This is a genomic window from Paenibacillus sp. WC2504, from assembly GCF_052682475.1.
Window position 1 is genome coordinate 599,420 of record NZ_JBQZFH010000001.1, and the last position, 25,182, is coordinate 624,601.

Genomic DNA, 25,182 nt, shown 5'->3' on the forward strand with positions numbered 1-25,182 from the left:
TTAACGAAGAGGCAAAAGCCTCCGAAACCACCAACGATGCTTGGTGGCTCCGGAGGCTTTTGGCGTTGGGTGCTGCTCGGGTTAAAGAGCAGCGCCCTCTTTTTGCTTATCGCGGTATTGCCCCGGGGTAATACCCTCTTGCTTGCGGAAGGACCGGATGAAGTTTTGCGAATTGTTATAACGCAGCTTGGATGAGATATCCTTGATAGGCATATCCGTCTCCGACAGCCATTTCTTCGCCATGTTGAACCGGTAGGCGGACAAATAATCGCTGAAGGAGCAATTCGTCTCTTTGCGGAAAATGCTGCTTAAATAATTCGCATTGTAATGCAGTCTGGATGCACAGTCCTCCAGCGTGAGGTCGGTATCGTAATATTTTTGCACAAGATCGATAATTTTCTCTGAAATATTGTGATACTGCGCATCCTGTCGGTCACGGTAGATGCGAATCAGCGGGTGGATGACCTCTGTCCAGAACCAGTCTTCGATTTCCGCCGTCATATGCAAATTCAATAGCTCTTCGAAAAGCGAGCCCTTGTTCGGATGAATCTGATTCAAGGAAATGCCGGATTCCTGCATCACCATCAGCAGGTTGTTAAGCAGCCTAGCCAGCGGAATCTGATATTCCTGTGGTGAAAGCGGAGCGGCGAATACAGCTTGCAGGAGCTGTCGCAGCAGCTCTTTGGACTTATCCTTTTCAGCAACCTTGATGGCGTCCATCAATTCATTTTCGAGCGGCTTCGGATAGTTCAGATTCAAGAAATGTTTGCCCGAATTTATATTCTCGTACTGAATGATGATCCCTTCGCCGAGCTTGATCCGATGCTTCAGAGCTTCAAGTCCTTCTTTGTAGGCGATCGACATTTGCGAAAAAGCATGGATGGGAAGGCTCATCCCGATGCTGACATGCAGATTCAGGTAGCTGAAAATGTGCTGCTGCATCTGCTCCGTCAAAGCGTAAACTTTATTGCGGAAAGCGGCAGCTTCGCTGTCTGGACTTCCAATCAAGGTCACCACCGTCTGATCGATAATGACCGGAGCGAGCCGCTGGTCGGAAGGAATAAGCTCCTCAATCATATTGTGCGCGGCGAAAAGCAGCAGCTCCATGTCCCTTTTTTCATAACGGGTATTGTCGATGGAGTCGATCTGCAGGGTAATAACGGACATCGTTTTCCATTCGTCCATATGTTTCGTATAGCCAAATTGGGCTAATTTATCGGGCAGTTCGCTCGTTTTGATATGCCCCTGGAAAGCTTTGATCAAGAAGAAGGTCCGCACCTGGCCAATATGCTGGTGAACCTCACGTTCCAGCTGGGACTTGGATTGGAACAACGTATGGACGTGCTCGCTGATCATCTGGAACTCGTTAGCCTTTCGCTTCTGATTCACGGTAACGAGGCCCCCGATTTGATTGAGCAGGAGCTGGATGGGCGAATACATTTTGCGTGAACCGAGCCAAGCGAGCAGCATGGACAGAAGCAGCATCAGAATACAGACGTAGATGGTGTAGACACCGATTTTACGCGATTCCTTGGTCAAACTGTCGATGGAAGTTAGGGACAAATAAGTCCAGTTATTCAAGTTCGAGTGCAGATAGCTCACGGAATAGCTCTTGTCGTTGATATCCGCCGTGAACTGACCTGTAGGCGCCATTAGATGGCTTAGATCCTTCAGGCCGGCCTCGGCAATAGGTTTACCAATCAGACTGGCATCCGGATGCATGAGAATTTGATTGTGCTCGTCCATAATCAGAATATCTTCCAGATGTTTGGTATCGCTTTGAATCAAATCCTGCAGGGAACAGGCTGGAATGTTGGCCATCGCCAAGCCGTACTTCTCCAGACCGGTGGTTGGCAGCTTTTTGACCAGTGAGATGCTGTAATCGCAGGTTACACTCCGAGCATTTTCCTCCGTAAAAAACCACTTCGACGGGTTCAAAATCCAGGTGCTGTTCTCCTGCGTGTTCATCAGATTCAGCAATTTATCGTAAAAGGGGTAGCCGTCAAAACGGTACAACCCCGAGTTCTTAATCATCCAGTTCTCGCGGGCATTGATCAAGATGACATCTTCCAGCTTCGTGTCAAAAGATTGCATATACCGGATTTCGCTGCGCAAATCGTCATACATCATGAAATCGTTTACAGTTAGAGGCATATCCATCGCCTTCTTGAGCACGGTGGAGTTGACGACCTGATTAAGTGTATGGTTGACAGTCGTTAATTTCTGCTCTACATTGGAGTTGATTTGGGTGATTAACTGCATTTTTCCTTCGTTGACATTTTTTTGGATCTCATTCGACGAGGTCATGAAGGCAAAAGCGCCGATAAAAATAACCGGGAGCGTGCTGAGCAAGAACCCGAACATGGTCATTTTGCTGAGAAAACTTAAATTGGGCATCGCAGCCAACACCTTATCTTAGGATGATCAATTCTGTATCTAAGTTCTGTATCTATGTATTGTAGTCAAGTCTGTCGTTAAGAGCAATAATCATCTGTCTGGCGGATAATCATTTTCTCTGATTATGACCGCAAAACGCTGCTGCATCAAGGGGGAAGGATCATGAACACACAGGTAAACATGAAAGGTTTTAAGCGCGGTCGTCTCTTTATCTTTGGTCTGCTGATGGTTGTTTTGATCAGTGGTTGCACGAAAGGAAGCACTACGGGAGCCAATGAGGCGAGCAGTGATCGCCCTGTCATTTCGATTATGGCACCGCTTCATTTTCCGCATCCGCCTATCCCCGAACTTGTTCAGGAGATCGAAAAGCTTACGAATACGAAGCTGGAATTGAATTGGGTTCCGGATGGCATATACACCGATAAAATGAACACAGCCCTCACCACGAACTCGCTAAAAAAAGCAACCTATGTGAAATATACGGACTACATGTTGATGAAAAATTCGATTCGCTCCGGCGCCTTTTGGGATATCGGACCGTATTTGTCGGCTTATCCGAATTTGAAGCAGTTGAATAAGGAGATTTTGGGACAGGCGGCTGTCGATGGAAAGATCTATGGCTTGTATACCGAGCGGCCGTCCTCCCGGCAAGGGATTATTATTCGCGAGGACTGGCTGAACAATGTGAAGCTGGCTAAGCCTACTACGGTTGATGAGCTGTATCAAGTGTTAAAAGCTTTCACGTATGGCGATCCCGATCGCAACGGCAAGGATGATACCATCGGGCTGACGGACCGAAATGACTTGGTTTTTGGCGCTTTCAAAACGCTGAGCTCCTACTTCGGCACTCCGAATAACTGGGGCGTTGCGAATGGAAAGCTGGTGCCGGAGTTTGAAACGCAGGCTTATGTGGATACGATGAATTTCATGAAAAAGCTGTACGACGAAAAGCTCATTAACTCGGATTTTGCGGTCACTAGTAAAGAAGTGCAGCGTGATAAGCTGATTCGTGGCATTGCGGGCGTCTATATTGGGAGCATGCAGGATGTGCAGCGCCTTTCGGACGAAGTGCAGCTTGTGAATCCTTCGGCCAAATTCACTCTCGTGAATCATATCGAAGGCCCTACGGGATTCAAGATCTGGTCGATTCCGAACTACAGCGCGCTGTACCTGTTCTCCAAAAAAGCGATTCGCACGGAGGCGGAATTGAAGCAGGTGCTGCAATTTTTTGACCGGTCGATGGATAAAGATGTCGCCAACCTGATGAAGTATGGATTGGAGGGACGTCACTACACCACCATTGGGGACAAAGTCCAGCTGCTGGAGGAGACATCCAAGATTCGCGTGAACGAAGTGAATGCGCTGTATGCGCTCATGATCGCGGACTTGAACAACCCGCAGGTGAAGCAGGTCGCGGAGAGCGAGTCCCTGTCACAACTGGCGGATAAGCTCAGCTTGGATAACGAGAAATATATCGTTAAGGACCCGACGCTAGGGTTAGAGTCGAAAACCTACGACGAGCGTGGCGTCGAGTTGTACAAAATCATCTCCGACGCGACGTACAATTATATGCTGGGGAAACTCGATAAAGCTGCTTTCTTGCAGGAGACTGAGCGCTGGAAGCGTAGCGGCGGCGACCAGATCATTGGCGAATATAATGAGGCATATGCGAAGAAGTGATCTGATGGGAGTGCCCGAGGGCGTCTCGTGGGGGAAATCCGGCGAAAGTGAGCCGAACCTCCTGCGAGAGTGCCGAAAGGGCCGTCTCACGGCGGTGGAACCCGTGGACTCCGGCTGAGCGAGCCTTAAAGGGCGTCTCGTGGGGGAAATTCGGTGTAAATGCACCGAATCTCCTGGGAGAGTGCCGAAAGGGCCGTCTCATGGCGGTGGAACCCGCGGACTCCGGCTGAGCGAGCCTTAGAGGCCGTCTCGTGCCGGAAATTCACCCCAATCCCACTAACCCCAGCTAGCAACCGAAAAATCCTCTCCGCGCCACTATTTCTGTAACGTTGTTTTTCGACACTAAAGTTTGGATAGTGTGCCAACTGTTGCAGTTAACGTCTTAAAACACGCTTAACGCCGGCAGGGGATTGCCGCCCCTAGCCCGACCTCATCTGTAACGTTGTTTTTCAACGTTATAGTGTGGGGAATGAGCTGTTAGTTGCAGTTAACGTCTTAAAACAAGCTTAACACTGGCAGAGGATTGCCGCCCCTAGCCCGATCTCACCTGTAACGTTGTTTTTCGACGCTAAAGTGTGGGGAATGAGCTGCTAGTTGCAGTTAACGTCTTAAAACAAGCTTAACACTGGCAGAGGATTGCCGCCCCTAGGCCGATCCCATCTGTAACATTGTTTTTCGACGCTAAAGTGTGGGGAATGAGCTGCTAGTTGCAGTTAACGTCTTAAAACAAGCTTAACACTGGCAGAGGATTGCCGCCCCTAGCCCGATCTCACCTGTAACGTTGTTTTTCGACGCTATAGTGTGGGGAATGAGCCGCTAGTTGCAGTTAACGTCATAAAACAAGCTTAACACTGGCAGAGGATTGCCGCCCCTAGCCCGACCTCATCTGTAACGTTGGTTTTCGACGCTAAAGTGTGGGGAAATGGGCCGCTAGTTGCAGTTAACGTCATAAAACAAGCGTAACACTGGCAGAGGATTGCCGCCCCTAGCCCGACCTCATCTGTAACGTTGGTTTTCGACGCTAAAGTGTGGGGAATGAGCCGCTAGTTGCAGTTAACGTCTTAAAACAAGCGTAACACTGGCAGAGGATTGCCGCCCCTAGCCCAACCTCATCTGTAACGTTGGTTTTCGACGCTAAAGTGTGGGGAATGAGCCGCTAGTTGCAGTTAACATCGTAAAACAAGCTTAACTTGGTAGGGCCCCCCTTGCCTCTAATCAAATCCCACCTGTAACGTTGTTTTTCGACGCTATAGTGTGGGGAATGAGCTGCTAGTTGCAGTTAACGTCTTAAAACACGCGTAACACCAGAAGGGGAGCCTCGCTCACGCTCAAGGGCGTCTCGACCAACCCCACAAACTGCAAAAAGTGCAGCAATTTGCCTCGTCTTGCCCGTTTCTAGAGATGAACATGCAAAAAGTACATGTAATTCATTGTCTTTTACCCGAAATAGGTAGAAAACGCCAATTTAGCTGCACTTTTTGCATGATTGAAGGGAAATTCATTGATTTCCGCCGAATTAGCTGTACTTTTTGCAGGATGTGTTTTGCAACCGCATCTCCCTCTCGTTCCTGCACCCACACCCACCTTGATCTGCTGTATCCAGCCCCATCAAATTCCCCCATCTAGCTACTTAACACCCAAACCGCATCCCCCACTCGCGCCTACATCCACATTCACTTTGACCTCCTGAATCCATCCCCACCATATTCACTCCATCCAACCACCGCAACTCCGTGCCCGCACCCACATCCTACTACTCCAGTGTGAAGCTGAACCTGAGGGCCAATAATCATCTCCCTCCCCAATAATCATCATCTCACATCCTAGAAGAACCAGGTCGAAATGAGTAAATGATTATTTCGGTACCTACATAAGACCTTGTAACGTGGAATTTGTAGCAAACAAACAATTCACGGAGGTCTAACAAATATGAAGAGAAATTTCGTCTCGATACCGCTCGGCATTCTGCTCGTATCCAGCTTTGCACTTGCAGCTTGCTCAGATGGAGGCAAGGCCACTCCTGCAGCTACGACGGCAGCAGCCGGTACAACAGCAGCACCAAAAGCAACGGCCGATACAACGCCAGCCTCGATCACCATTATGGCGCCACTGAACACAGCACAAACGCCACCAGATACGATCATCAAAGAACTCGAAAAATTAACAAACACGAAGCTGACCTATCAATTTTTCCCGGCTGATACGTACGAGGAGAAGCTAAACACGACGTTCGCTACCGGTGCATTGCCGCAAGTGACGTACTTGAAAAACCAAGCGACTTTCATTCAAATGAAATCCGCCATCCGCGACGGCCAATTCTGGGAAATCGGACCGCTGCTCAAAGACTTCCCGAACCTGAGCAAGCTGAAGTCCACAACGAATGACAATACAAAAGTAGACGGCAAGCTATACACGCTATATCGTGGCGTAGACATCGCCCGCCAAGGTCTTATCTACCGCAAAGACTGGGCCGATAAGCTGGGCTTGAAGCCACCGTCTAACATGGATGAGCTGTACGCGATGGCAAAAGCCTTCACAGAGCAAGACCCTGATGGCAATGGCAAAAAGGACACCATCGGCCTAACAGACCGTAACGATCTCATCTACGGTGCTTTCAAAACAGCAGCAACTTGGCTAGGCGTTCCGAACAACTGGGGCGTGAAAGACGGCAAGCTGCAACCGGAGTTCATGTTCCCTGAATATGTGAAGTCGATGGATTACTTCAAAAAGCTGCGCGACGAAGGCTTGATGAATAAAGACTTCGCAGCAACAAGTAAAACCGATCAACAAAAGCTGTTCACGAACGGTACGGCAGGGATGTACATCGGAGCTATGACAGACGTTTCTTCCCTGAACAAGGATCTGGTCAAAAACGTGCCAACAGCCGTTGTAGACGTACACAGCATGGTAGCAGGACCTGACGGCAAGTTCGCTGCATGGGCGCTCCCAGGTTACGCGAACGTTGTACTATTCCCGAAATCTGCAATCAAAAACGAAGCTGAGCTGAGAAAAGTCCTCGCCTTCTTCGACAAAATGATGACGCCTGAAGTAGCGAACCTAGCAAACTGGGGTATCAAAGATGTTAACTACAGTGTAATCGACGGCAAAGCGAAAAAGCTGGATGAAGAGAAATGGACACGTGAAGTGAAGCCGTTCACTGACGCAGCCATCGGTGATGAAGATACATCAGGAAGACTGCTCGGTATTCCAACGATCCCTGCTCAAGGCAAAGCGGATGAGCTGAAAATTGCGAATCTGAAATTCGCTGTACAAGACCCTGTGGCAGCGCTTGACTCCAAAACAAACTTGGAAAAAGGCGTTCAACTCCAAGACGTTATCAAAGATGCAACGAACAAATACATCTACGGCAGCATTGATAAGGCTGGATTCGATAAGGCCATCGAGGACTGGAAAAACCGCGGAGGCAACAAAATCATCGAAGAGTACAACGCTTTATACAAAAAATAAGCCGTGGACTGGAAACAAGGAAATCATACTGGTTTCTAATCGGGGAGGCTGCTGATCATCAGGGGCAGTCTTCTCGTTTTTAGGAAACATCGGGAAAGGAAGAGAATTATGCAGGACGTACATGCTGTGCAAAGTGTGGTGGAAAGGAAACAACAGAGCAGTGAGTTAGGCAGGCGGCTATGGAGGAACAAATGGATTTATGTCATGCTGCTGCCGGGTATTTTATATTTTATCGTGTTTAAATATGTCCCGATGTACGGATTGATCATCTCGTTCCAGAACTATAAGCCGTTCAAAGGGGTTAGCGGGAGCGAATGGGTAGGTTTTGAGCATTTTCAGCGGTTGTTTACAGAGCCTGATTTCTTAAATATTTTGAGCAATACGTTAATTTTATTTGTGATGAACATCCTGTTTTACTTCCCGATCCCGATTATCATGGCCTTGATGCTCAATGAGGTGAGAGGGGAATTTTTTAAGAAAACGTTTCAAACGATCGTCTATTTGCCGCACTTTATGTCTTGGGTCATCATCGTTTCGATCTCTTTCGTTATGTTGACGATGGACGGCGGGATTATTAACGACATTATTGAATATTTCGGTTTTGAGAAAATCAATTTCCTTTTGGCACCGGAATGGTTTAGACCAATGTACATTCTTCAAGTCATCTGGCGGGAAGCCGGCTGGGGGACGATCATTTATCTGGCGGCGATTGCCTCTATTGATCCTGGATTGTATGAGGCGGCACGTATGGACGGTGCAGGACGTTTGCGCCAAATGTGGCACATTACACTTCCGGCATTGCGCAGTGTCATTATTGTTTTGTTAATTTTGAAAATTGGTGCGGTTCTCGAACTCGGTTTTGAACATGTGTACTTGCTGCTTAACTCTATGAACCGAAATGTTGCGGAGATCATTGATACTTATGTATATACAGCGGGTTTAAAACAAGGCCAATTCAGCTACAGCGCAGCGATCGGATTGTTCAAATCGTTTATCGGACTTGTTCTGGTGATGATTGTCAACCGCATTGCGAAGAAAATGGGCGAAGAAGGCGTGTACTAAGGAAGGCAAAGAAAGGCAGGAGGGCTGCACCATGGTAGAGGATAGAACATTAGCCGGGCGAATGTTTAGCATCATTAACTATTTGCTCTTAACGATTATTGGTTTGATTACCGTGATTCCTTTTGTGCATGTCGTGGCGGGATCCTTTACGACCAGCGCGGAGATGGCGGCGAAGAAGTTCGTCATTATTCCAACGGAATGGAGCATTGAGGCTTACCGTTTTATTTTTTCGACAAATACGATTTTTAAAGCGATGGGCGTTTCCATCTGGACGACGCTGCTCGGGACGATCATTTCGATGTTCATCACAGCACTCATGGCGTACGGCTTGTCCCGCAGAGATGTGGATGGCCGCAAAGTGATCATGTTCATGGTTGTGTTCACAATGTTGTTCCACGGCGGTTTAGTGCCAACGTTCCTGGTTGTAAAAGAATTAGGGATGATCGACTCTTATATGGCTTTAATTTTACCGTCGGCTGTTTCAGCGTTTAACTTGATTATTTTGAAAAACTTTTTCCAAAACATCCCGGAAGGTCTGGAAGAGTCGGCGAAAATCGATGGCTGCAGCGACTTCGGCATTTTGTTCCGCATTGTCTTGCCTTTGTCGATGCCGGCGATTGCTACGATTTCCCTCTTCTATGCCGTAACGTACTGGAATACCTACCTGAGCGCAATTCTTTATCTGAATGAGAGCGCGATGTGGCCGATTCAGGTACTACTGAGACAAATTGTCGTTCTCGCAAGCGGAATGGATCATAGCGTGGATCTCGACAGCGTGACGCCGCCTCCGGCTCAGTCCATCAAGATGGCGGTTATCGTTGTAGCGACATTACCAATCCTTGTTGTTTATCCGTTCCTGCAAAAGCATTTTGCGAAAGGCGCGATGATCGGTTCCATTAAAGGGTAAAAGAAAGGAATCCAACATGCAGATGTTTAAGCATATCGAAGAGATCCGCGAGCTGCTTGCGGACATGGACGGTTTGTTTGCCGGGTTTCACGACTGGCTATGGGGACAGTACGACGCGGAAAGCGGCGGTTTCTATTATGCAAATAGTTCTAAACAGCTGCCCGCCAGCAGTGGTGTCCCAGACATTGAATCAACGGCGCAAGCGCTCAATATTATGGAGCGCTTCGGCTTACTAAGCAGCCTGCCGGCGGAGATGAAGCGGGGGCTTACACGCTTTTTCCAGAAAAGGCAGGACCCTGTATCCGGGTATTTCTATGATGCGAATCCGCTTATGCGCGAAGATGAAGTGATGGTGGCGCGGGCCATCTCCTACAGCCGTAACGCGCTAAGGAAACTCGGCGGCCAGCCGCTGTATCCGCTGCCCTATGAGGCACAGCAAGCCCCTGCTTATATGGACTCACCGCAAAGCTATCTGACATGGCTGCAGTCGGTGCCGCTCGTGAACAGCTGGCGTGGCTGCGACCGTCTGTCTACCTCCAGCGTGTACGTGCGGCAGGTAGAGCTGGAGGAGCGCAGGGGGGCTTACGCGAAGACGGCGTTTGACTTCTTTGCGGAAAAGCAGGACCCGCACACAGGGCTATGGGGCGAAGGCTCCTACTATGTGCGGATATCGGGGACGTTCAAGCTGCACATTTTTTATGATCACTTCGGGATTCCACTGCCGAGTGAAGATCTGATTTACCAAAGCATCCTTATAGCGCTAAGGCAGGAGGAAGCAGCGGATATGTGTTATATCCGCAATCCGATTCACTTGCTTTCGTATATGAAGCTGTCGATCCCAGAGGAAGAGCTGCGCGAAATCATCCAGATTACACTCACGAATATGCGAAGACTGCTGCGCGCTGACGGTGGCTTTTCCCGTGAGCTTGCTCATTCTCCGACAGCGCCTAACGTCGCTCAGGTCAAGCCAGGCGAGTACTATCCCGGCATGCCGAAGGCCGTACACATTGGCGGCGGCAAGGTCGAAGGCGATATGAACGCTGGGACGCAAGCGCTGCTAATTCGCTCGGTTTGCCATCAGTTGGCTGGAAATCCATAAATCTATATAGGAATAGAGAGGGAAACTTACTATGACGGATATTTATGCAAAATCACCTATGGAATGGGCGCGAGCTGCCTGTGATTCCATTATGAGCCAGTATACACCGATGGAACTGCCGCCCGCCGGGCGTTGGCATTATCATCAAGGTGTGTTTTTATGTGGGATGGAAATGCTTTGGGCAGCTGAAAAGGATGATCGCTACGACGCCTACATTCAGGCTTATGTAGATGGCCTGATTGACGATAACGGCAATCTTTACTTTGCTCGCGATGAGCTTGATGCCGTGCAGGCCGGACTTTTGTTGTTCCGTTTGGAGGAGAAGACGGGACGCACGAAATACCGGATCGCTGCCGACAAGCTGAGAAATTTGCTTAACACGATCAACCTGACGTCAGAAGGCGGGTACTGGCATAAAGACAAATACGCCTACAACATGTGGCTCGACGGTTTGTATATGGCGGGTGTCTTCTCGCTGAAATATGCGAATGCTTACGGTGATCTCGCTCTGCGCGATACTGTGCTGCATCAAGAAGGACTGATGCGCAAGTACATGAAAGACGACGCAACAGGGTTGCTCTACCACGCATGGGACGAGAGCCGCAAAATGCCTTGGGCCAATGCCGAAACCGGCTGTTCACCCGAGTTCTGGGGCCGTTCGCTTGGCTGGTACGGTCTTGCCCTCGCGCAGTTCCTGGATGAGCTGCCTGCGGATGAGCCGGGGCGCGAGGTTTTGGTCGACTCCCTGCGGGAGTTCGTTCATGCCTTGATTCGTTACCAGGATGCCGAGAGCGGACTGTGGTATCAAGTCGTAGACAAAGGCGATCAACCGGATAATTGGTTGGAGTCCTCCTGTACAAGTCTGTTCGTTTACACGATCGCCAAGGCGGTTAAACACGGTGTTGTCGGCGGGGAGTGTGCGGCTGCAGCAGTGAAGGGGTATGAAGGCTTGATCCGCACGCTAAAATTCGATGAGCAGGAACGGGTCATCCTGCCTTTGATCTGCATCGGTACGTCAGCCGGCGATTACGAAAACTACGTAACACGCCCAACTAGCGAAAATGACCTGCATGGCGTAGGGGCTTTTGTTATGGCTTGTGTGGAAGTCGAGTCACTCGTTAAACAGACCGTATAGGCATCTAAGAGAAACAGACGTAAGAGCAGAGCATCACCTGTTATTCGTCTGTTTCTTTCTTATGATTATGTAAACGCATACATTTTAATTGTCAGATAAAAGGAGAGATACAGCTTTGAATAAACGGCGTATGATTTCGGTATTCATGTCTGTGATTTTGATGTTTTCGATGCTTCCGGTGGCGTTAGCTGCGGATGTGATTCCATGGGAATTCAGTGCCTTCGGCGCAGGGACTAGTAGTATAAATACACCAGTGCCAACCATGAATGCAGACGGTTCCGTTACCCTGTTAGCCAAAGACGGGAAACTGGCTAGCACAGAAGAAGGGATATCTTATTATTTTAAAAAGTTAGAGAAAGATGCCAACCTTGAGATTCGTGCAACAGCGACTGTAGGCAATTTTAATAGTAAAAATCCGCCATCCACACCCAATCAGAAATCGTTCGGGCTGATGCTGCGCGGAAGTTTTGCGCAAGGTAGCGCCAAACAATCATCGAACTATATAGCCATTGGAGGCATGGGGGATAAAGACAATACGCCGAATGTGGTACAAGCTATTTATAAACAAGGCGTTACCGGGACTACTTCCGATGCTGCAAATACGAACAAGAAATTACTATTTAGCGGAGTGAGGGCTCCTGCACCTAAAGAGGTATATAATTTTAAAATCAAAAAATCCGGTGACGCTTTCGAGTTAACTGTCAATGGAGTCACACAAATCTTAACAGTTAATGACCTGTTTGATGGCAATGATCAGCTGTATGCCGGGTTATATGTCGCCAGAGATGCAGAGATCACTTTCAGCAATTATGACATTAAAGTGGATGAGAGAGTCCCAAAACAGCTGAAATTGAATACAACTTCTATGAAAAAAGACTACTTTATCAAAGATAACCTCGACCTTACTGGCTTAAAAGTAACAGCCGTGTATGCGGATAATCACGAAGAGGAGCATTCATTAGGAGATTATCTTGTGACGGGGTTTGATAACAGTGTGGTGGGAACGAATCTCATTACAATCTATTTCAACGGTCAAACAGCCACCATTCCTTTAAACATGAAGAACTTAGTCGTCACCGCCATGGACATCCGCTACAAGCCGGCCAAAACCGACTACTACCCGGAGGAATTCTTCGATTCGCAAGGCCTGACAGTGCTGGGACAATTCAATGGAGGCGACGTTTGGTCCGAAATGTCCGATTCGCAATATACATTTTCCCTTCCGCCAGCGGCTGCAACCGTATCGAACGCAACCTATACACTCAAGACACCGGGAACCCATACCGTTACGGTTAGGTCCACAGTGACCACAACCACCTATGCGACATTCGATGTCACCGTGAAAAACGCCCAGCTAACGGGCTTGGACATCAAACAGCTGCCTCAGAAAACCCAATTTTTCGTTGGCAAAAATTTCGATCCGGCCGGCTTGGTTGTAGAGGCGAAGTACAGCGATGCTTCAACCGTTAGATTATTGCGAAGCGACTACACGCTTTCAGCGCCGGATATGTCGACGGCAGGTACGAAGGAGATTACGGTTACTTATAAAAATGTGCCCCAAACTGATAAGACGGTTAAATTTCCTATTATAGTAAAACAGCGAACGGTTATCGGAAGCCAAGTTACCGGATATCCGAAAACAACCTATGCCATTGGGGAGTCTTTTGACCCGGCAGGTTTAGAGGTGAAGGCGGTTTATGACAGCGGGGATCAGGAACTGTTGGCCGATGCCCAGTTCACGCTAGATACTTCAGCTTTTGACAGCACAAATGCAGGTGTATATTCCATTACGATTACGCCTGTAAATGCAGCCATTCCACCAACCGTACTGCAAGTATCCGTCGTTGAACCTAGAGAGCACGAGTGGAAAGTCATCCGCTTTGGGCAATCCACCTCAAACACGAACAACACGGTTACGGTCGTTGAGCCAGGTAAATCAGCTACACTTGTCGCCTTAGAAGGCGGCGGTAAAGTGACTGGCGACCACGATGGGATTAGCTTTTACTATACGGAGCTGGATGCGGTCAAAGACAACTTTGAATTATCTGCGGATATCAAAGTTGTTGCGTATGCCAAAGATCCGCATGACGGCCAAGAATCGTTCGGCATCATGGCCAGAGACGCGATCGGAACGGCCGGAGACTCCGCCGTATTTGCTTCCAACATAGCTGCCGTTGGCGGATACAGCGGCGGCACAACGAAGCAGAACGGTACGCAGTTGTTCGTCAGAACCGGCGTTACAGCTCCGAATGGCACTGGCAGCCAAGGTGATCAAAGCAAGATGTTGAGTGCGGTGAAACCAGCCCTCGCGAATACCTATCCAGCGGCTAATTATAAGCTAACGCTGACGAAAACCAATAGCGGTTTCACGGGTCGATTAAACACCGATAAGGCCGAAGAGATTTTTGCGCCGGATATTATGACGGTGCAGGATGGCGACAAGATGTATGTCGGCTTCTTCACCGCTCGTCTGGCAACGATTGAAGTGAGCGGCATAGACCTGAAGGTGACCGCTGCTCAAACGGATGCGCCCAAGAAGGAGCCTGCTCCGGCAGCCATCGATCCGGATATGAGCCTGACCGGGCTGACGAGAACTTCAACGACCGCGTATTCCTTTGGGCTGAAATCCAATGTCAGCGGTGTGGTGACGATCAAGCAAGGATCGAGCTTCCTTGCCCAAAATGCTCAAATTCATGCGGGACAGCCGCTTGTGCTTAACACAACGGTTACGGCTAACACGTATACCAACTTTAGCGCGGTTTTCGTGCCCGACGATACACAATATTTGGCGAACTACGGCAAAATCGTGAAAAACTTCACCGTCGATATGAAAACCTATGTGGATAACGGTGACATCTACGTATCGCCGGCAGGAACTGCGAGTGGGGACGGTACAATCAACAACCCTCTCGATCTGGATACGGCCATTGATTATGTGAAATCAGGCCAGACCATCATCCTGCTGGACGGCAGATATGTACGCAGCGCCAAGCTGGAGATCAAAAAAGGCAATGACGGCACGGCCGATGCCATGAAATCTTTGGTCGCGGCGCCAGGGGCGAAGCCAGTGATCGATTTTGACAAAAAGACGGAAGGTGTCGTGCTTAGCGGGAATTACTGGCATGTGAAAGGCATTGATTTCACTAGGTCTGTGGGCAATACCAAGGGCTTCACGGTAGGTGGAAACCATAACATTGTGGAGCTTAGCCGATTTTACGATAATGGCGATACAGGTTTGCAAATTAGCCGTACCGATGAGTCCGATTCGGATAAAACGCTATGGCCGTCCTACAATCTCATTCTGAATTGTGAATCTTTTGATAATGTGGACCCATCGAATAACAATGCCGACGGTTTTGCTGCAAAGTTGACTTCTGGTGTGGGCAACGTTTTTCTGGGAGATATTTCCCATAACAATATCGATGATGGATGGGATTTATACACCAAATCAGGGACAGGGGCGATTGGTCCTGTTGTCATCGAGAATAGCATCGCGTATCACAATGGAACTTTAACGAACGGTACGGTAGGTGCAGGGGATAAAAATGGCTTCAAACTCGGCGGCGAAGGCATCCATGTACCGCATGTCATCCGAAACAGCATCGCTTTTGGCAATGGTGCTTATGGCTTTGCGAGCAACAGTAATCCGGGAGTGCGCGCGGAAAGCGGAAATATATCTTATAACAATACCAAAGGCAATCTGAACTTTACGACGTACACGGGTATTCAGACCGACTTTCGTATCGATGGTTTTACTTCCTATCAAAAGGATTTCACGGCCAAAGATAATTATCCGGCAGCCTTAAATTCTGACACCAACTATCTATTTGATGGCTCCAAAAGTGTGAACAAATCCGGCGCACAATTGACGGATGCGAATTTTGCGAGTCTGGTTCCTGCACTTCCGTATCAAAGAGATGCGGAGGGCAATATCATCAGGGGCAACTTCCTGAAGTTGGTTAGTCCTAGCCATCCATCCCGGTCGGATTCAGGGGGCGGTTCATTTTCTAGTAGCGCAGCTCCTAGCAGCACGGTGAAAGAGGTAACGGGTGGTGTTGAACTACTAGGAGTACCTACTGGAGCTACGGTAGATGGGAAAAAAGTATCAACATTTTCAATTACAGCTGATCAATTCAATAAAGTGATCGACCTTCTGAAGAAGGCGAATGGAAATACGATTATTGCTGAAGTAAAAGGCGATGGAACTGTAGCTGCTGTGGAAGTGCCTGCAAGCTCAATAAGCGCAGGAGCGGCAGCCATGCCAAATTTGGAACTTTCGATTAGAGCAGGCGGCATGACTTACAACCTGCCTCTCAAAGCGCTGGATGTAGATGGGCTAGCGGCGAGTTTAGGGACAGATGCGGCAAATGTGAAAATTAGCATTTCCCTTGAGCAGGTAACTGGAGCAGCTGCTGATCCAATAACAGCAAAAATGAAAGAAGCAGGCGTCACGCCGCTAGCCGCACCGGTAGAGTTCAGCATCGTTGCTGAGGGCAACGGCAAGAAGGTGGCTGTCACCGATTTCGGGAGTACCTATGTCACCCGAGTGCTGATCTTGCCATCCGCGGTTGATGCTGAGCAAGCCTCAGCTGTATGGTTGAATCCGGCGACAGGGGAACTGAGCTTTGTTCCGGCGATTTTTAACGTCGTTAACGGTCAAACCGAAGTTACGATGAAACGTACGGGGAACAGTGTTTACGCTGTCGTTTCTTCGGATCAGACCTTTGAGGATCTGACCGGGCATTGGGCCAAAGCGGATGTGGAGCTGCTGGCTTCCAAATTCGTCGTCAAAGGCGTTGCAGCTGGCACCTTTGCGCCAAACGCGTCCATTACGCGCGCTGAATTTGCAGCGCTGCTAGTACGCGCATTGGGATTGAATGAAGCGGGCGCCAGCACTTTCTCGGACGTACCTGCGAACAGTTGGTTTGCAGGGGCGGTTGGCGCTTCAGCAAAGGCCGGACTGATTGAGGGATTTGAAGATGGCTCGTTCGGGCCTGGTGAGCAAATCACGAGGGAGCAGATGGCGGTCATGATCACACGTGCCATGAAGTTTGCCGGGCAGCAGCCTGCGGTGATGGATGTAGCGCAGCTGGATAAGTTTGGCGACAATGCCGCCATTCATGAATGGGCGAAAGCAGCTGTCGCCGAAGCGGTTAGCGTTGGCATTGTAAATGGCGTAATGGATACGACGTTTGCGCCTGGTGCAGCTGCAACCCGCGGGGAAGCAGCGGTTATGCTAAAAAGATTGCTGCAGAAGCTGCAATTTATGAACTGATCTGAAAAGGCGCCCGCGAGGGCGTCTTTTTTTGCGGGTTGAGGCAGGTGTTAGATGCTTACAGCACTGCAGTTGCTTCTTTCATTGGATGAATTCCAATAGAAAAGTCATTTGGAGGGCGGAATGGTCCGATCCTTTGGACAAATTCCAATGAGACGGGTGAATTCGGTGCCAAATTACCTGGTTTCACCGAGTGCTGTTGGATTTTATCCAAGGAGGAGTGGAAAATTACGCCTCAAAAGGGTAGTTTCATTGGAAATCGTCCAATGAGTCGTACGGACGCGGCGCTTACGCATACTCCCGTGACAAGCTCTTTTTGACATCTTCACCGCCTTAAACAGGTAATTACTATGATAAAATAGAATACTAGAGAGACTCATAGGGGAATGAAGCCTGACATCAGGGGGTACAGTAGATGAAAAGAACATTAGTCGTAAGCGATATCCATGGTTGTTTGGAGGAATTCAAGCAATTACTAGTTAAAGTCAATTTCAATGCTGAGGAAGACCAACTTGTCCTGCTGGGAGACTATGTGGACCGCGGTCCGGACAGTCGGGGAACGGTAGAATACGTCATGCGCTTAGTGCGTGAAGAGGGCGCGATTGCGCTCAAAGGCAATCATGATCAGCGGTTCGTAGAAGTGCTGAGCGAGGTAGATCCATTGACGGAGATGAAATTTTTCGAACATGGCGGTATCCAAACGTTCAGAAGCTTCTGCGGTCAGGACAATCTGGATATTAAGCAATCCAAAGAGCGGATTTTGGGGAAGTGTTTGGATCACATCACCTTTCTAAACAACCTTCCGCTTTATTATGAGGATGAGGATCATATTTATGTGCATGCCGGGCTGAATCCCGCATTCGTTGACTGGAAAACGCAGCCAGAACGGGACTTTTTATGGATTCGTGCACCTTTCGTTCAGCAGCCGACAGTTGTGAAAAAGACGGTCATTTTCGGCCACACCCCAGCCAAGGATATTCATGGCAAAGCGGATGTGTGGTTTGACCGCGATAAAATCGCAATTGACGGCGCATGCCCGTACGGCTTTCAACTCAATTGTTTGGAAATCAGGGGGGAAAACGAGTACACGACGTATTCCGTAGCCTCAAGAGGCAGCTGGAAATAGTCGCTGCTTAATATGGCTATTCAGATCGCTGCGCGGAATGATCGGAGTCGTCGCCGGAGTCCTTTTTAGCAAGAAAGATCAAGAAGCAAGACGTTCAATCACGTACACTGTGGATAGCAGCAGGAGGGGGCAATAGACGATGGGCACCGAGTACGATGTGCAAATCCAGGCGACATTGGATTATATTGAAGACCACCTTGCGGAGCCTTTGTCCGTGGAGGGGCTTGCTCGTGTAGCCTGTTTCTCTGAATTCCATTTTCATAGGGTTTTTCAGAGCATGGTTGGAGAAGCGGTAATGGAGTATGTTCGGAAAAGAAGATTGGCGAGAGCCGCCTACCGAATCGCGCATACGGATCAAAGGCTGATCGATATTGCCCTCGACCACGGGTTCCAATCCCATGAGAATTTCACTCGAGCATTTAAAAAGGTGTTTGAGCGAACACCGCTCACCTATCGGAAGCAAGGTATTGTGACACCGTTATATGCCAAAGCGAATGTGCTGCAAAGGAAATTAAATCTAAGTCCCTATTTAGGAGGCATACGCATGGAATATCAATTGAGAACGAAACCGGCTTTTAAGCTAATTGGGTACGAACTGAGGACGACTTGCAAGGATGGGCAAAATCACCGGGACATTCCTGTTTTTTGGAACACGTATCTGCAAGAGAATAAGGGAAGCCGCATAGGCAATCGCGTTCACACGGATTCACCGGTGGAGCTTGGCCTTTGCACGGATTTTAATATGGAGACTGGGGAGTTAACATATCTGATCGGGATGGAAGCTACAAGCTTCGATGGTGTGCCTGCTGACTTGGTGTGCCGTGAGTTCCCTGAGGCCAGATATGCGGTTTTTACGACGCCCAAAGTGACCCCGGATCAATTCGTCGCCTCGATTCAGAGCACGTGGAAGTCTATCTTCGAGGAATGGTTCCCTCATTCGGGCTTGGAGCACGCAGGCGGCGTGGAGTTTGAGTGGTATGATGAGCGCTGTCATGCCGACAAGCATGATCAGATCCAGATTGACATCTACATTCCGGTAAAAGATAAATAACAGCTTGTAAACAAAATAACCATCATTTGTAATCGAAATGCAATCTTGTTTTCATCTGGGATTAAGGTTCGGGACCTATAATGAAATTCGACCCCCTTTTAATATATATATACTTAAGACCCGCAGCCCGTTGCTGTGGGTCTCTTTTTGTCTACTCCGGTTAAAAGGATACGGACAGATAGCTCAGCGAGCCGACTTCATAGCTGCGGTGGATGACTTGAGGCGTACGAGCCGGGTCGCCGCTGCCCATTGCGATATAGAGCGGGATGAAGTGCTCTGGCCGAGGAACAGCCATGCGCGCATGAGGGGCTTCGGCAGCGTAGTTGAACAACGCGTTCAGGTTCTGAGCGCTCATGTTCTGCACGAGCCAATCGTCAAAAGCGACGGCCCAAGCATCCGGCTCCGTGGCTTCCCAGTTGAGCGCGCGCAGATTGTGCACGGTGGCGCCGCTTCCGATAATCAGGATATCTTCCTGATCGAGGCCGCGCAGCGCTTCCCCAATGCGATACTGCTCAGCAGGCGGCAGGTAGGGGTTCACGGACACCTGGATCACGGGGCAGACAGGTGTAGGGAACATGCGCAGCAGAGGCACCCAAGAGCCGTGATCCAGTCCACGCTGGGCGTCCAAGTTCACTTGGATGCCTTTGGCTTGGAAGCGCTCGGCAAGCTGAGCGGCGAGCGCTTTGCTGCCTTTTGCCGGGTACTTGATTTGGAATAGCTCCTTCGGAAAGCCGCCGAAATCATAGATGGTATCATAGACATCGTCGGTGGAGGAGATGGTAAGGACATCTGTTTCCCAGTGAGCCGTAAAAATTACGATGGCTTTGGGTGAAACTTTTTTGCCATAGTCCAAAAGGAATTCGGTGCACGCTGTATCTTGAATAGCCATCATGGGGGACCCATGCCCAACAAATATAGGTGATATCATCGTTATCGCTCCTCGTATAGTTACATTTAATAACCTAGTTACTTTATGTAACTTATATTACGCGCAAGTGTCTATCTGGTCAAGTAAGTTATTTACTTTTTGTAAGTTTAGTGGGAGGAAGGGAGTCATCTCAGGGATAGTATGGCCTTCTTAGCTGAGAACCTTTCAAGCAATGCCTTCGTACCCTACAACGTTGCGCACGGTAGCCTTTCCAGCTACCTCAGCTGAACCTTCTACATGGAGCGTTAAGCTGGAACTGGGCACAGGAGTAGATAGATTACTTTAAGTTAGCGCCCCTGCCCCTATAGATCCACTTTTGCCTTCATTGCACAAACTGCAACCTAGAGAGGTGATCTGGGCAAGTTAAGGCATTTACATTGCACAAAGTACATTCAGTTTCATCCCAAAAGGGCTGAAACTGGGGATTTTTCTTCCCTGCGTTGTACAAAGTGCAATGTAAAGTAGTGATTGGGGCAAATACCAGCGGCTACAATGTACAAAGTACAACGAAGACTAGAGAAGACTAAGACGCAACTCGCCGTGCGCGAATCCTTGGCGCAACCCGCCGCCTAAACGCAAAAAAACCTGGCCTAAAGCAGCCAGGTTTTCCTCTAATCGGTCGGGTCGACCAATTCCAACGCGGCAAAGGAGTTGCCGCCATCCTCGTCGTCGGACTCGACGAATCTTTTGAGTGCGTTTAATTTGTTTTCCCAATAACGCTCATAATAGGAAAGCCAGCGCTTGAGCTCCATCAGCGGCTCCGCTTCCAGCCTGTAGCGGGTTTCGCGGCCGACTTTCCGCTCTTTCACCAGCCCCGCATCGGCCAGGATGCGCAAATGCTTGGACACCGCGGTGCGGCTCATCGGAAAATGACCGGAAATCACGGTCACAGGGAGCTCCTGCTCACGAAGCAGCTTTAGCACCTGCCGGCGCGTGGGATCGGCTATCGCTTGAAACACATCATGTTTCTGCGAGGGGGAGGGGGCTGACATCTTAAGCCTCGATGTAGGCCGTAAGTTTCTTCGCGATACCAGTCCAGCCGTTCGCCATCATCTCGCGTACAACGGAATGAGGTTGGTTGAATTCCGTAACTTTGTCCGCATCCCAACCAGAGTGGATGAGAGTGAATTCTGTTTTGCCATCCACATCTTTCAATTCAAATGTAAGCGACCAGTCTTTACCCCATGCAAAAGAAAGGCGGTTAGGCGGTGTAACGTCCGTAACTTTGCAAGGGGAGTTGCCGAAAGGTCCGGCTTCCAAGTGAAATTCATACCCGGCCTCCGGTTTGAAATTATTCGGCATGAACCAAGCCGCGATGCCCTCGGAAGTCGCAACGGCATCCCATACTTTTTGAATCGGCGCGTTAAAAACGACAGTTTGTACAATGTCCGGTAATGTGTTTGTTTGATTGCTCATTTTTAAATTCCTCCAATAATTGATGTGTTGTTAATTCGGATTTGTTGTTAATTTTGCACTTCACTTGAATCATGTGTTGTTAACCCTTGCTCTTCACCTTATCCAGATGACGGAAGCGGAGTGCGGACCATGTCTCATCCACAGCCACATTACTAACCGCACGATACTCAGAGATGCTTGAAACCAAGGTAAACAGGCTGTCACGGTTAATATTCGTCTTGACCTTCGAGCTTTGCTTCGGATAAGTGATCCAGAACAAAGCGTCGTCTTTCAGATACTGGATCGCTTTAGGCGTCCATTCTTCAACTTCAGCTGCGTCCTTGACAAATAGCTGGACGAAATCGTAAGACCCATTCGGCTCCCCAGGCTCTTCAATACCGAGCGCATAACCTTCGGGCGCATGGAGTACGAGAGCTCGTCCTTGCTTGTAGTGCAGCTTTTTAAGTAATGCTTCTTGCATCGCTTGCGCCTGCCTTTCCTTTCCATGCCTAGCTTACTTGTAGGTTGTCCTAAAAGACATTCGCTCATGAAATACGAAACCAAATGGTTACATGTTGGATTATACGAAACCTTTTGGTTTCACGTCAAGAGGAAAAAAAGCAGCTGCTCTCTATGAGAGCAGCCGCTGTTATTTACCAAGCGTAAGCTTCCGGAGCCGCTTTACCGGGACCAGGGAAGATTTCATCCAACTTTTTCAAAGTCTCTTCACTTAGTGAAACCTCAGGTACGCGTAATGAGTCCTGAAGCTGCTCGATAGTTCTTGGTCCGATAATCGGTGAAGTAACAGCCGAATGCGATAGAACCCAAGCCAAAGCAACAACGTCTTCTTTTTCGCCGATTTCTTTGCAGAGTGCGGAGAATTGCTCCAATTGGCTCCGATGCTTCTCAACCCGTTCGGCAGAGCGTGTGCTGCGAGCACCAGTACCTGCCAAGGCGTTACGGCCGAGCAAGCCTCCGGCAAGCGGACTCCACGGAATGACGCCTAGACCGAGCTTCTCAGCAGCAGGAAGCACTTCCAACTCTGGCAATCTGGCAAGCAGGTTGTACAGATGCTGCTCGGAGACTAAGCCCAAGAAGTGGCGGGCTTTCGCTTCGGCTTGGGCACAGGCTATGTGCCAGCCTGCAAAGTTGCTGGAGCCAATATAGTCGACTGTGCCTTGGTTAACCGCGGATTCGAACACACCCCACAGCTCATCCCAACTCACGTTACGGTCAATATGATGCATTTGGTAAAGCTCAATGTGGTCGGTCTGCAGTCTTTTGAGGGAAGCGTCCAAATGACGTCTGATTTTGTAAGCAGACAATCCACGTTCTGAGTTAGGTCCATCATGAGGATCATTCATATCGCCATAGGCTTTGGTCGCAAGAATAACTTTCTCTCTGCGCCCACCGCCTTGCTTAAACCAACGGCCGATAATTTCTTCCGTCCAGCCCCTTCTTTCAACGCCACCGTACACATTAGCTGTATCGAAAAAATTAATTCCCGCATCCAATGCGGCATCCATAATTTTAAAAGCTTCTTTTTCCTCAGTTTCCGGTCCAAAGTTCATGGTTCCTAGACATAATTGACTGACCTTTAAGCCGGATTTCCCTAAATACGAATACTTCATGATTCATCCTCCCACATTCCTCTTGATATTAGTAAGCACTAATTGTTGAAGACTTGTACGTCGTGATGATAGTTTCTATTTTATAGAAGTTTCTACATCAGTGAAAGTAGTGAAATTCTTTACAGTTGGTGACTTGAAAGTAACTTTCTATAGAAGAAGTTACTAACTAACTCGATCAATTGGAATTGTATACCAAATACATTTTTATCCTTTCCCTCTCTTTAAAAATCTGTTAAAATGACATTGAAATCGCTTACAATTTTCGTTGGGAATGACGTAGAAACTTAAAAAATTGAGGTGATAGCCACATAAGAAGAGATCCTTCACGTGATTAATGAAATGTTTTAGGCTGAAAATTACCATTCTTAGGTTGCGCTGCAGTACCGGAAACAACATGCGTCATGTTTTATAACACTATATCCGCGAAATTCATTATTTTTAGACCTGTTTTTAGAATTTTTTTGTATACAATGCACCAAATATCTATTCACATAGAAGAAAATGCGGTATAATTTTCTTCGAAGGTCAAAAAATGATGAATACGGGGGATGCGGATGATTACTTCATCACATGTTGTGTATGCTTTAGTGACATTAAGCGTTATCGTCGTCATGTTGTTAAAACGAGGAGTCGTCATTCCCACCTTAATTGGTACCTTCTTAATCGGATGGATTTATAAGGGGGATGTGATCAGCGGGTTCAAAGCAGTCTACAACGCTAATCTGACTGCAGCCAAAGAATTATTTACGATTTTCTTGATTATTACGTTTATGGTCGCTTTGCTGGCTTCTTTGAGGGATATCGGCGCTGACAAGCGCATGATCACGCCTATTCAGAAGCTAATGGTCAATGGTCACATTGCCTACATTGTTCTAGCTGTTGTTACATATGTTATTTCACTTTTTTTCTGGCCGACGCCGGCCGTTCCGTTGATCGGAGCGCTGCTGATTCCAGCAGCCATTCGCGCAGGATTACCAGCAATGGGAGCCGGTATGGCGATTGCCATTGCTGGACAAGGCATGGCATTATCCTCTGACTATGTCATGCAAGTAGCGCCGATGCTTAGCGCAAAGGGCGCAGGCATTGATACGGCTTCCGTAGCGGACAAGGCGATGATCTTGTCTCTCATCACGGGGGGCGTAGCGCTAACCGGAGCTTATCTCATGAACAGGAAAGCGATCCGCAAGCCGGAAAGCACAACTGCTGAAACTTCAAATCAGGTACAAGCTATCCGTGTTGTACAGACAGCTTCCGAGTTTCCTGAAGCAGCTGCAGCCGTAGAAACGCTTAGTCCGGCCGTTATTCGATGGTCCAAAGTGTTCGCGGTGCTTGTTCCACTTTCCATGCTTGCCGTTATGGTGGTTATGATTCTAAGCAAGCTGGGACATAAAGGCATGAGCGGATTTGAAGGAGGAGATGGCGCCGCGTTTATCGGCGGTGTGGCGGTTATCCTACTCATTTTATCCTGTACATTGTTCTCCAAAGTTCAAGCCTTGGATAAGATCAGCGATCATCTGACAGAAGGCTTCGTTTTTGCATTCAAAGCCATGGGGCCGGTCATTCCGATCGCAGGATTCTTTTTCCTGGGGAATGCAGATTTCTCCAAAAGCATTCTCTCCTTAGGCGAAGGTGATAAAGCGCCGGCGATTCTCTACGATTTGGTGATGTCTGTTCAACATTTGATCCCGTCGAGCGGCATCCTGACTTCGTTTGGATTGTTGGTCATGGGGATTATCGCGGGATTAGAAGGCTCGGGTTTCTCCGGTCTTCCTCTCACAGGCTCGTTGTCCGGTGCTTTGGCGCCGGCAGTAGGTATGGATCCCTCCACGTTGGCGGCTATCGGCCAGATGGGGTCGGTATGGTCGGGCGGAGGGACGCTCATTGCGTGGTCATCGCTCGTAGCGGTTGCCGGATTCGCCGGTGTCTCGGCGATTGATTTGGCGCGGAAGAACTTCTTGCCGGTTATAATCGGCTTAAGTGTTTCTACGATTTTAGCTGTTTTAATATGGTAGGTTAAAAAAAGCGCCA

16 protein-coding genes are annotated in these 25,182 nt (G+C 48.7%); 10 read left to right on the forward strand and 6 right to left on the reverse strand.

From position 1 onward, the window contains the following. Positions 1 to 81: 81 nt before the first annotated feature. Positions 82 to 2,397 carry an AraC family transcriptional regulator gene (locus ACUN27_RS02860; protein ID WP_445558344.1) on the reverse strand — a complete coding sequence of 772 codons (2,316 nt, stop codon included), beginning with the start codon at positions 2,395 to 2,397 and terminating at the stop codon, positions 82 to 84. A 162-nt stretch (positions 2,398 to 2,559) separates the two neighbouring features. Between ACUN27_RS02860 and ACUN27_RS02865 the strand changes: the two genes are divergently transcribed. The 9 genes from ACUN27_RS02865 (at position 2,560) to ACUN27_RS02905 (ending at position 19,200) form a co-directional block, all read left to right on the forward strand. Further along, a complete protein-coding gene (locus ACUN27_RS02865; RefSeq protein WP_326063503.1) occupies positions 2,560 to 4,077 on the forward strand; it encodes an extracellular solute-binding protein in 1,518 nt (505 codons plus the stop codon). Between the two features lie 1,929 nt (positions 4,078 to 6,006). Beyond that, entirely contained in the window at positions 6,007 to 7,545 is a 1,539-nt protein-coding gene (locus ACUN27_RS02870) for an extracellular solute-binding protein (protein WP_445558345.1), read from the forward strand. 108 nt (positions 7,546 to 7,653) lie between these two features. Then, entirely contained in the window at positions 7,654 to 8,607 is a 954-nt protein-coding gene (locus ACUN27_RS02875; RefSeq protein ID WP_445558346.1) for an ABC transporter permease, read from the forward strand. Between the two features lie 31 nt (positions 8,608 to 8,638). After that, complete coding sequence (locus ACUN27_RS02880) at positions 8,639 to 9,514, forward strand: carbohydrate ABC transporter permease (RefSeq protein ID WP_127458688.1); 876 nt, start codon at positions 8,639 to 8,641, stop codon at positions 9,512 to 9,514. A 16-nt stretch (positions 9,515 to 9,530) separates the two neighbouring features. Continuing rightward, positions 9,531 to 10,613 carry a hypothetical protein gene (locus ACUN27_RS02885; protein WP_445558347.1) on the forward strand — a complete coding sequence of 361 codons (1,083 nt, stop codon included), beginning with the start codon at positions 9,531 to 9,533 and terminating at the stop codon, positions 10,611 to 10,613. Positions 10,614 to 10,644: 31 nt separating this feature from the next. Continuing rightward, positions 10,645 to 11,748: a glycoside hydrolase family 88/105 protein gene (locus ACUN27_RS02890; RefSeq protein ID WP_326061721.1), complete on the forward strand. Its 1,104-nt coding sequence runs from the start codon at positions 10,645 to 10,647 to the stop codon at positions 11,746 to 11,748. Positions 11,749 to 11,863: 115 nt separating this feature from the next. Beyond that, entirely contained in the window at positions 11,864 to 17,023 is a 5,160-nt protein-coding gene (locus ACUN27_RS02895) for a bacterial Ig-like domain-containing protein (RefSeq protein WP_445558348.1), read from the forward strand. 415 nt (positions 17,024 to 17,438) lie between these two features. Then, entirely contained in the window at positions 17,439 to 18,149 is a 711-nt protein-coding gene (locus tag ACUN27_RS02900) for a metallophosphoesterase family protein (protein ID WP_445558349.1), read from the forward strand. Positions 18,150 to 18,288: 139 nt separating this feature from the next. Beyond that, on the forward strand, positions 18,289 to 19,200 hold the full coding sequence (locus ACUN27_RS02905; protein WP_315952871.1) for an AraC family transcriptional regulator: 912 nt from the start codon (positions 18,289 to 18,291) through the stop codon (positions 19,198 to 19,200). A 160-nt stretch (positions 19,201 to 19,360) separates the two neighbouring features. Here the strand turns inward: ACUN27_RS02905 and ACUN27_RS02910 are convergent, their stop codons facing one another. From ACUN27_RS02910 to ACUN27_RS02930, 5 genes are all read right to left on the reverse strand, one after another. Then, complete coding sequence (locus tag ACUN27_RS02910; RefSeq protein ID WP_326061718.1) at positions 19,361 to 20,128, reverse strand: DODA-type extradiol aromatic ring-opening family dioxygenase; 768 nt, start codon at positions 20,126 to 20,128, stop codon at positions 19,361 to 19,363. 611 nt (positions 20,129 to 20,739) lie between these two features. After that, positions 20,740 to 21,120: an ArsR/SmtB family transcription factor gene (locus tag ACUN27_RS02915; RefSeq protein WP_315952873.1), complete on the reverse strand. Its 381-nt coding sequence runs from the start codon at positions 21,118 to 21,120 to the stop codon at positions 20,740 to 20,742. 1 nt (position 21,121) lies between these two features. Continuing rightward, positions 21,122 to 21,544, reverse strand: coding sequence for an SRPBCC family protein (locus ACUN27_RS02920; protein ID WP_315952874.1), 423 nt, complete (start codon positions 21,542 to 21,544; stop codon positions 21,122 to 21,124). Between the two features lie 79 nt (positions 21,545 to 21,623). Further along, positions 21,624 to 22,004 (reverse strand): hypothetical protein, encoded by a 381-nt coding sequence (locus ACUN27_RS02925; RefSeq protein ID WP_445558350.1) that lies wholly within the window; start codon positions 22,002 to 22,004, stop codon positions 21,624 to 21,626. Positions 22,005 to 22,176: 172 nt separating this feature from the next. Further along, the gene (locus ACUN27_RS02930; RefSeq protein WP_315952877.1) at positions 22,177 to 23,154 is read right to left on the reverse strand and encodes an aldo/keto reductase; all 978 of its coding nucleotides are present in this window, start codon (positions 23,152 to 23,154) and stop codon (positions 22,177 to 22,179) included. Positions 23,155 to 23,702: 548 nt separating this feature from the next. Here ACUN27_RS02930 and ACUN27_RS02935 point away from each other — a divergent pair. After that, positions 23,703 to 25,166, forward strand: a complete 1,464-nt coding sequence (locus ACUN27_RS02935; protein WP_315952878.1) for a hypothetical protein — start codon at positions 23,703 to 23,705, stop codon at positions 25,164 to 25,166. The last annotated feature ends 16 nt before the right edge of the window (positions 25,167 to 25,182 follow it).

Bases quoted from the DNA above. Each gene is read 5' to 3' on its own strand.
- ACUN27_RS02860 (WP_445558344.1), bottom strand. From the start codon at position 2,397: ATGCCCAATTTAAGTTTTCTCAGCAAAATGACCATGTTCGGGTTCTTG.
- ACUN27_RS02865 (WP_326063503.1), top strand. From the start codon at position 2,560: ATGAACACACAGGTAAACATGAAAGGTTTTAAGCGCGGTCGTCTCTTT.
- ACUN27_RS02870 (WP_445558345.1), top strand. From the start codon at position 6,007: ATGAAGAGAAATTTCGTCTCGATACCGCTCGGCATTCTGCTCGTATCC.
- ACUN27_RS02875 (WP_445558346.1), top strand. From the start codon at position 7,654: ATGCAGGACGTACATGCTGTGCAAAGTGTGGTGGAAAGGAAACAACAG.
- ACUN27_RS02880 (WP_127458688.1), top strand. From the start codon at position 8,639: ATGGTAGAGGATAGAACATTAGCCGGGCGAATGTTTAGCATCATTAAC.
- ACUN27_RS02885 (WP_445558347.1), top strand. From the start codon at position 9,531: ATGCAGATGTTTAAGCATATCGAAGAGATCCGCGAGCTGCTTGCGGAC.
- ACUN27_RS02890 (WP_326061721.1), top strand. From the start codon at position 10,645: ATGACGGATATTTATGCAAAATCACCTATGGAATGGGCGCGAGCTGCC.
- ACUN27_RS02900 (WP_445558349.1), top strand. From the start codon at position 17,439: ATGAAAAGAACATTAGTCGTAAGCGATATCCATGGTTGTTTGGAGGAA.
- ACUN27_RS02905 (WP_315952871.1), top strand. From the start codon at position 18,289: ATGGGCACCGAGTACGATGTGCAAATCCAGGCGACATTGGATTATATT.
- ACUN27_RS02910 (WP_326061718.1), bottom strand. From the start codon at position 20,128: ATGATATCACCTATATTTGTTGGGCATGGGTCCCCCATGATGGCTATT.
- ACUN27_RS02915 (WP_315952873.1), bottom strand. From the start codon at position 21,120: ATGTCAGCCCCCTCCCCCTCGCAGAAACATGATGTGTTTCAAGCGATA.
- ACUN27_RS02920 (WP_315952874.1), bottom strand. From the start codon at position 21,544: ATGAGCAATCAAACAAACACATTACCGGACATTGTACAAACTGTCGTT.
- ACUN27_RS02925 (WP_445558350.1), bottom strand. From the start codon at position 22,004: ATGCAAGAAGCATTACTTAAAAAGCTGCACTACAAGCAAGGACGAGCT.
- ACUN27_RS02930 (WP_315952877.1), bottom strand. From the start codon at position 23,154: ATGAAGTATTCGTATTTAGGGAAATCCGGCTTAAAGGTCAGTCAATTA.
- ACUN27_RS02935 (WP_315952878.1), top strand. From the start codon at position 23,703: ATGCGGATGATTACTTCATCACATGTTGTGTATGCTTTAGTGACATTA.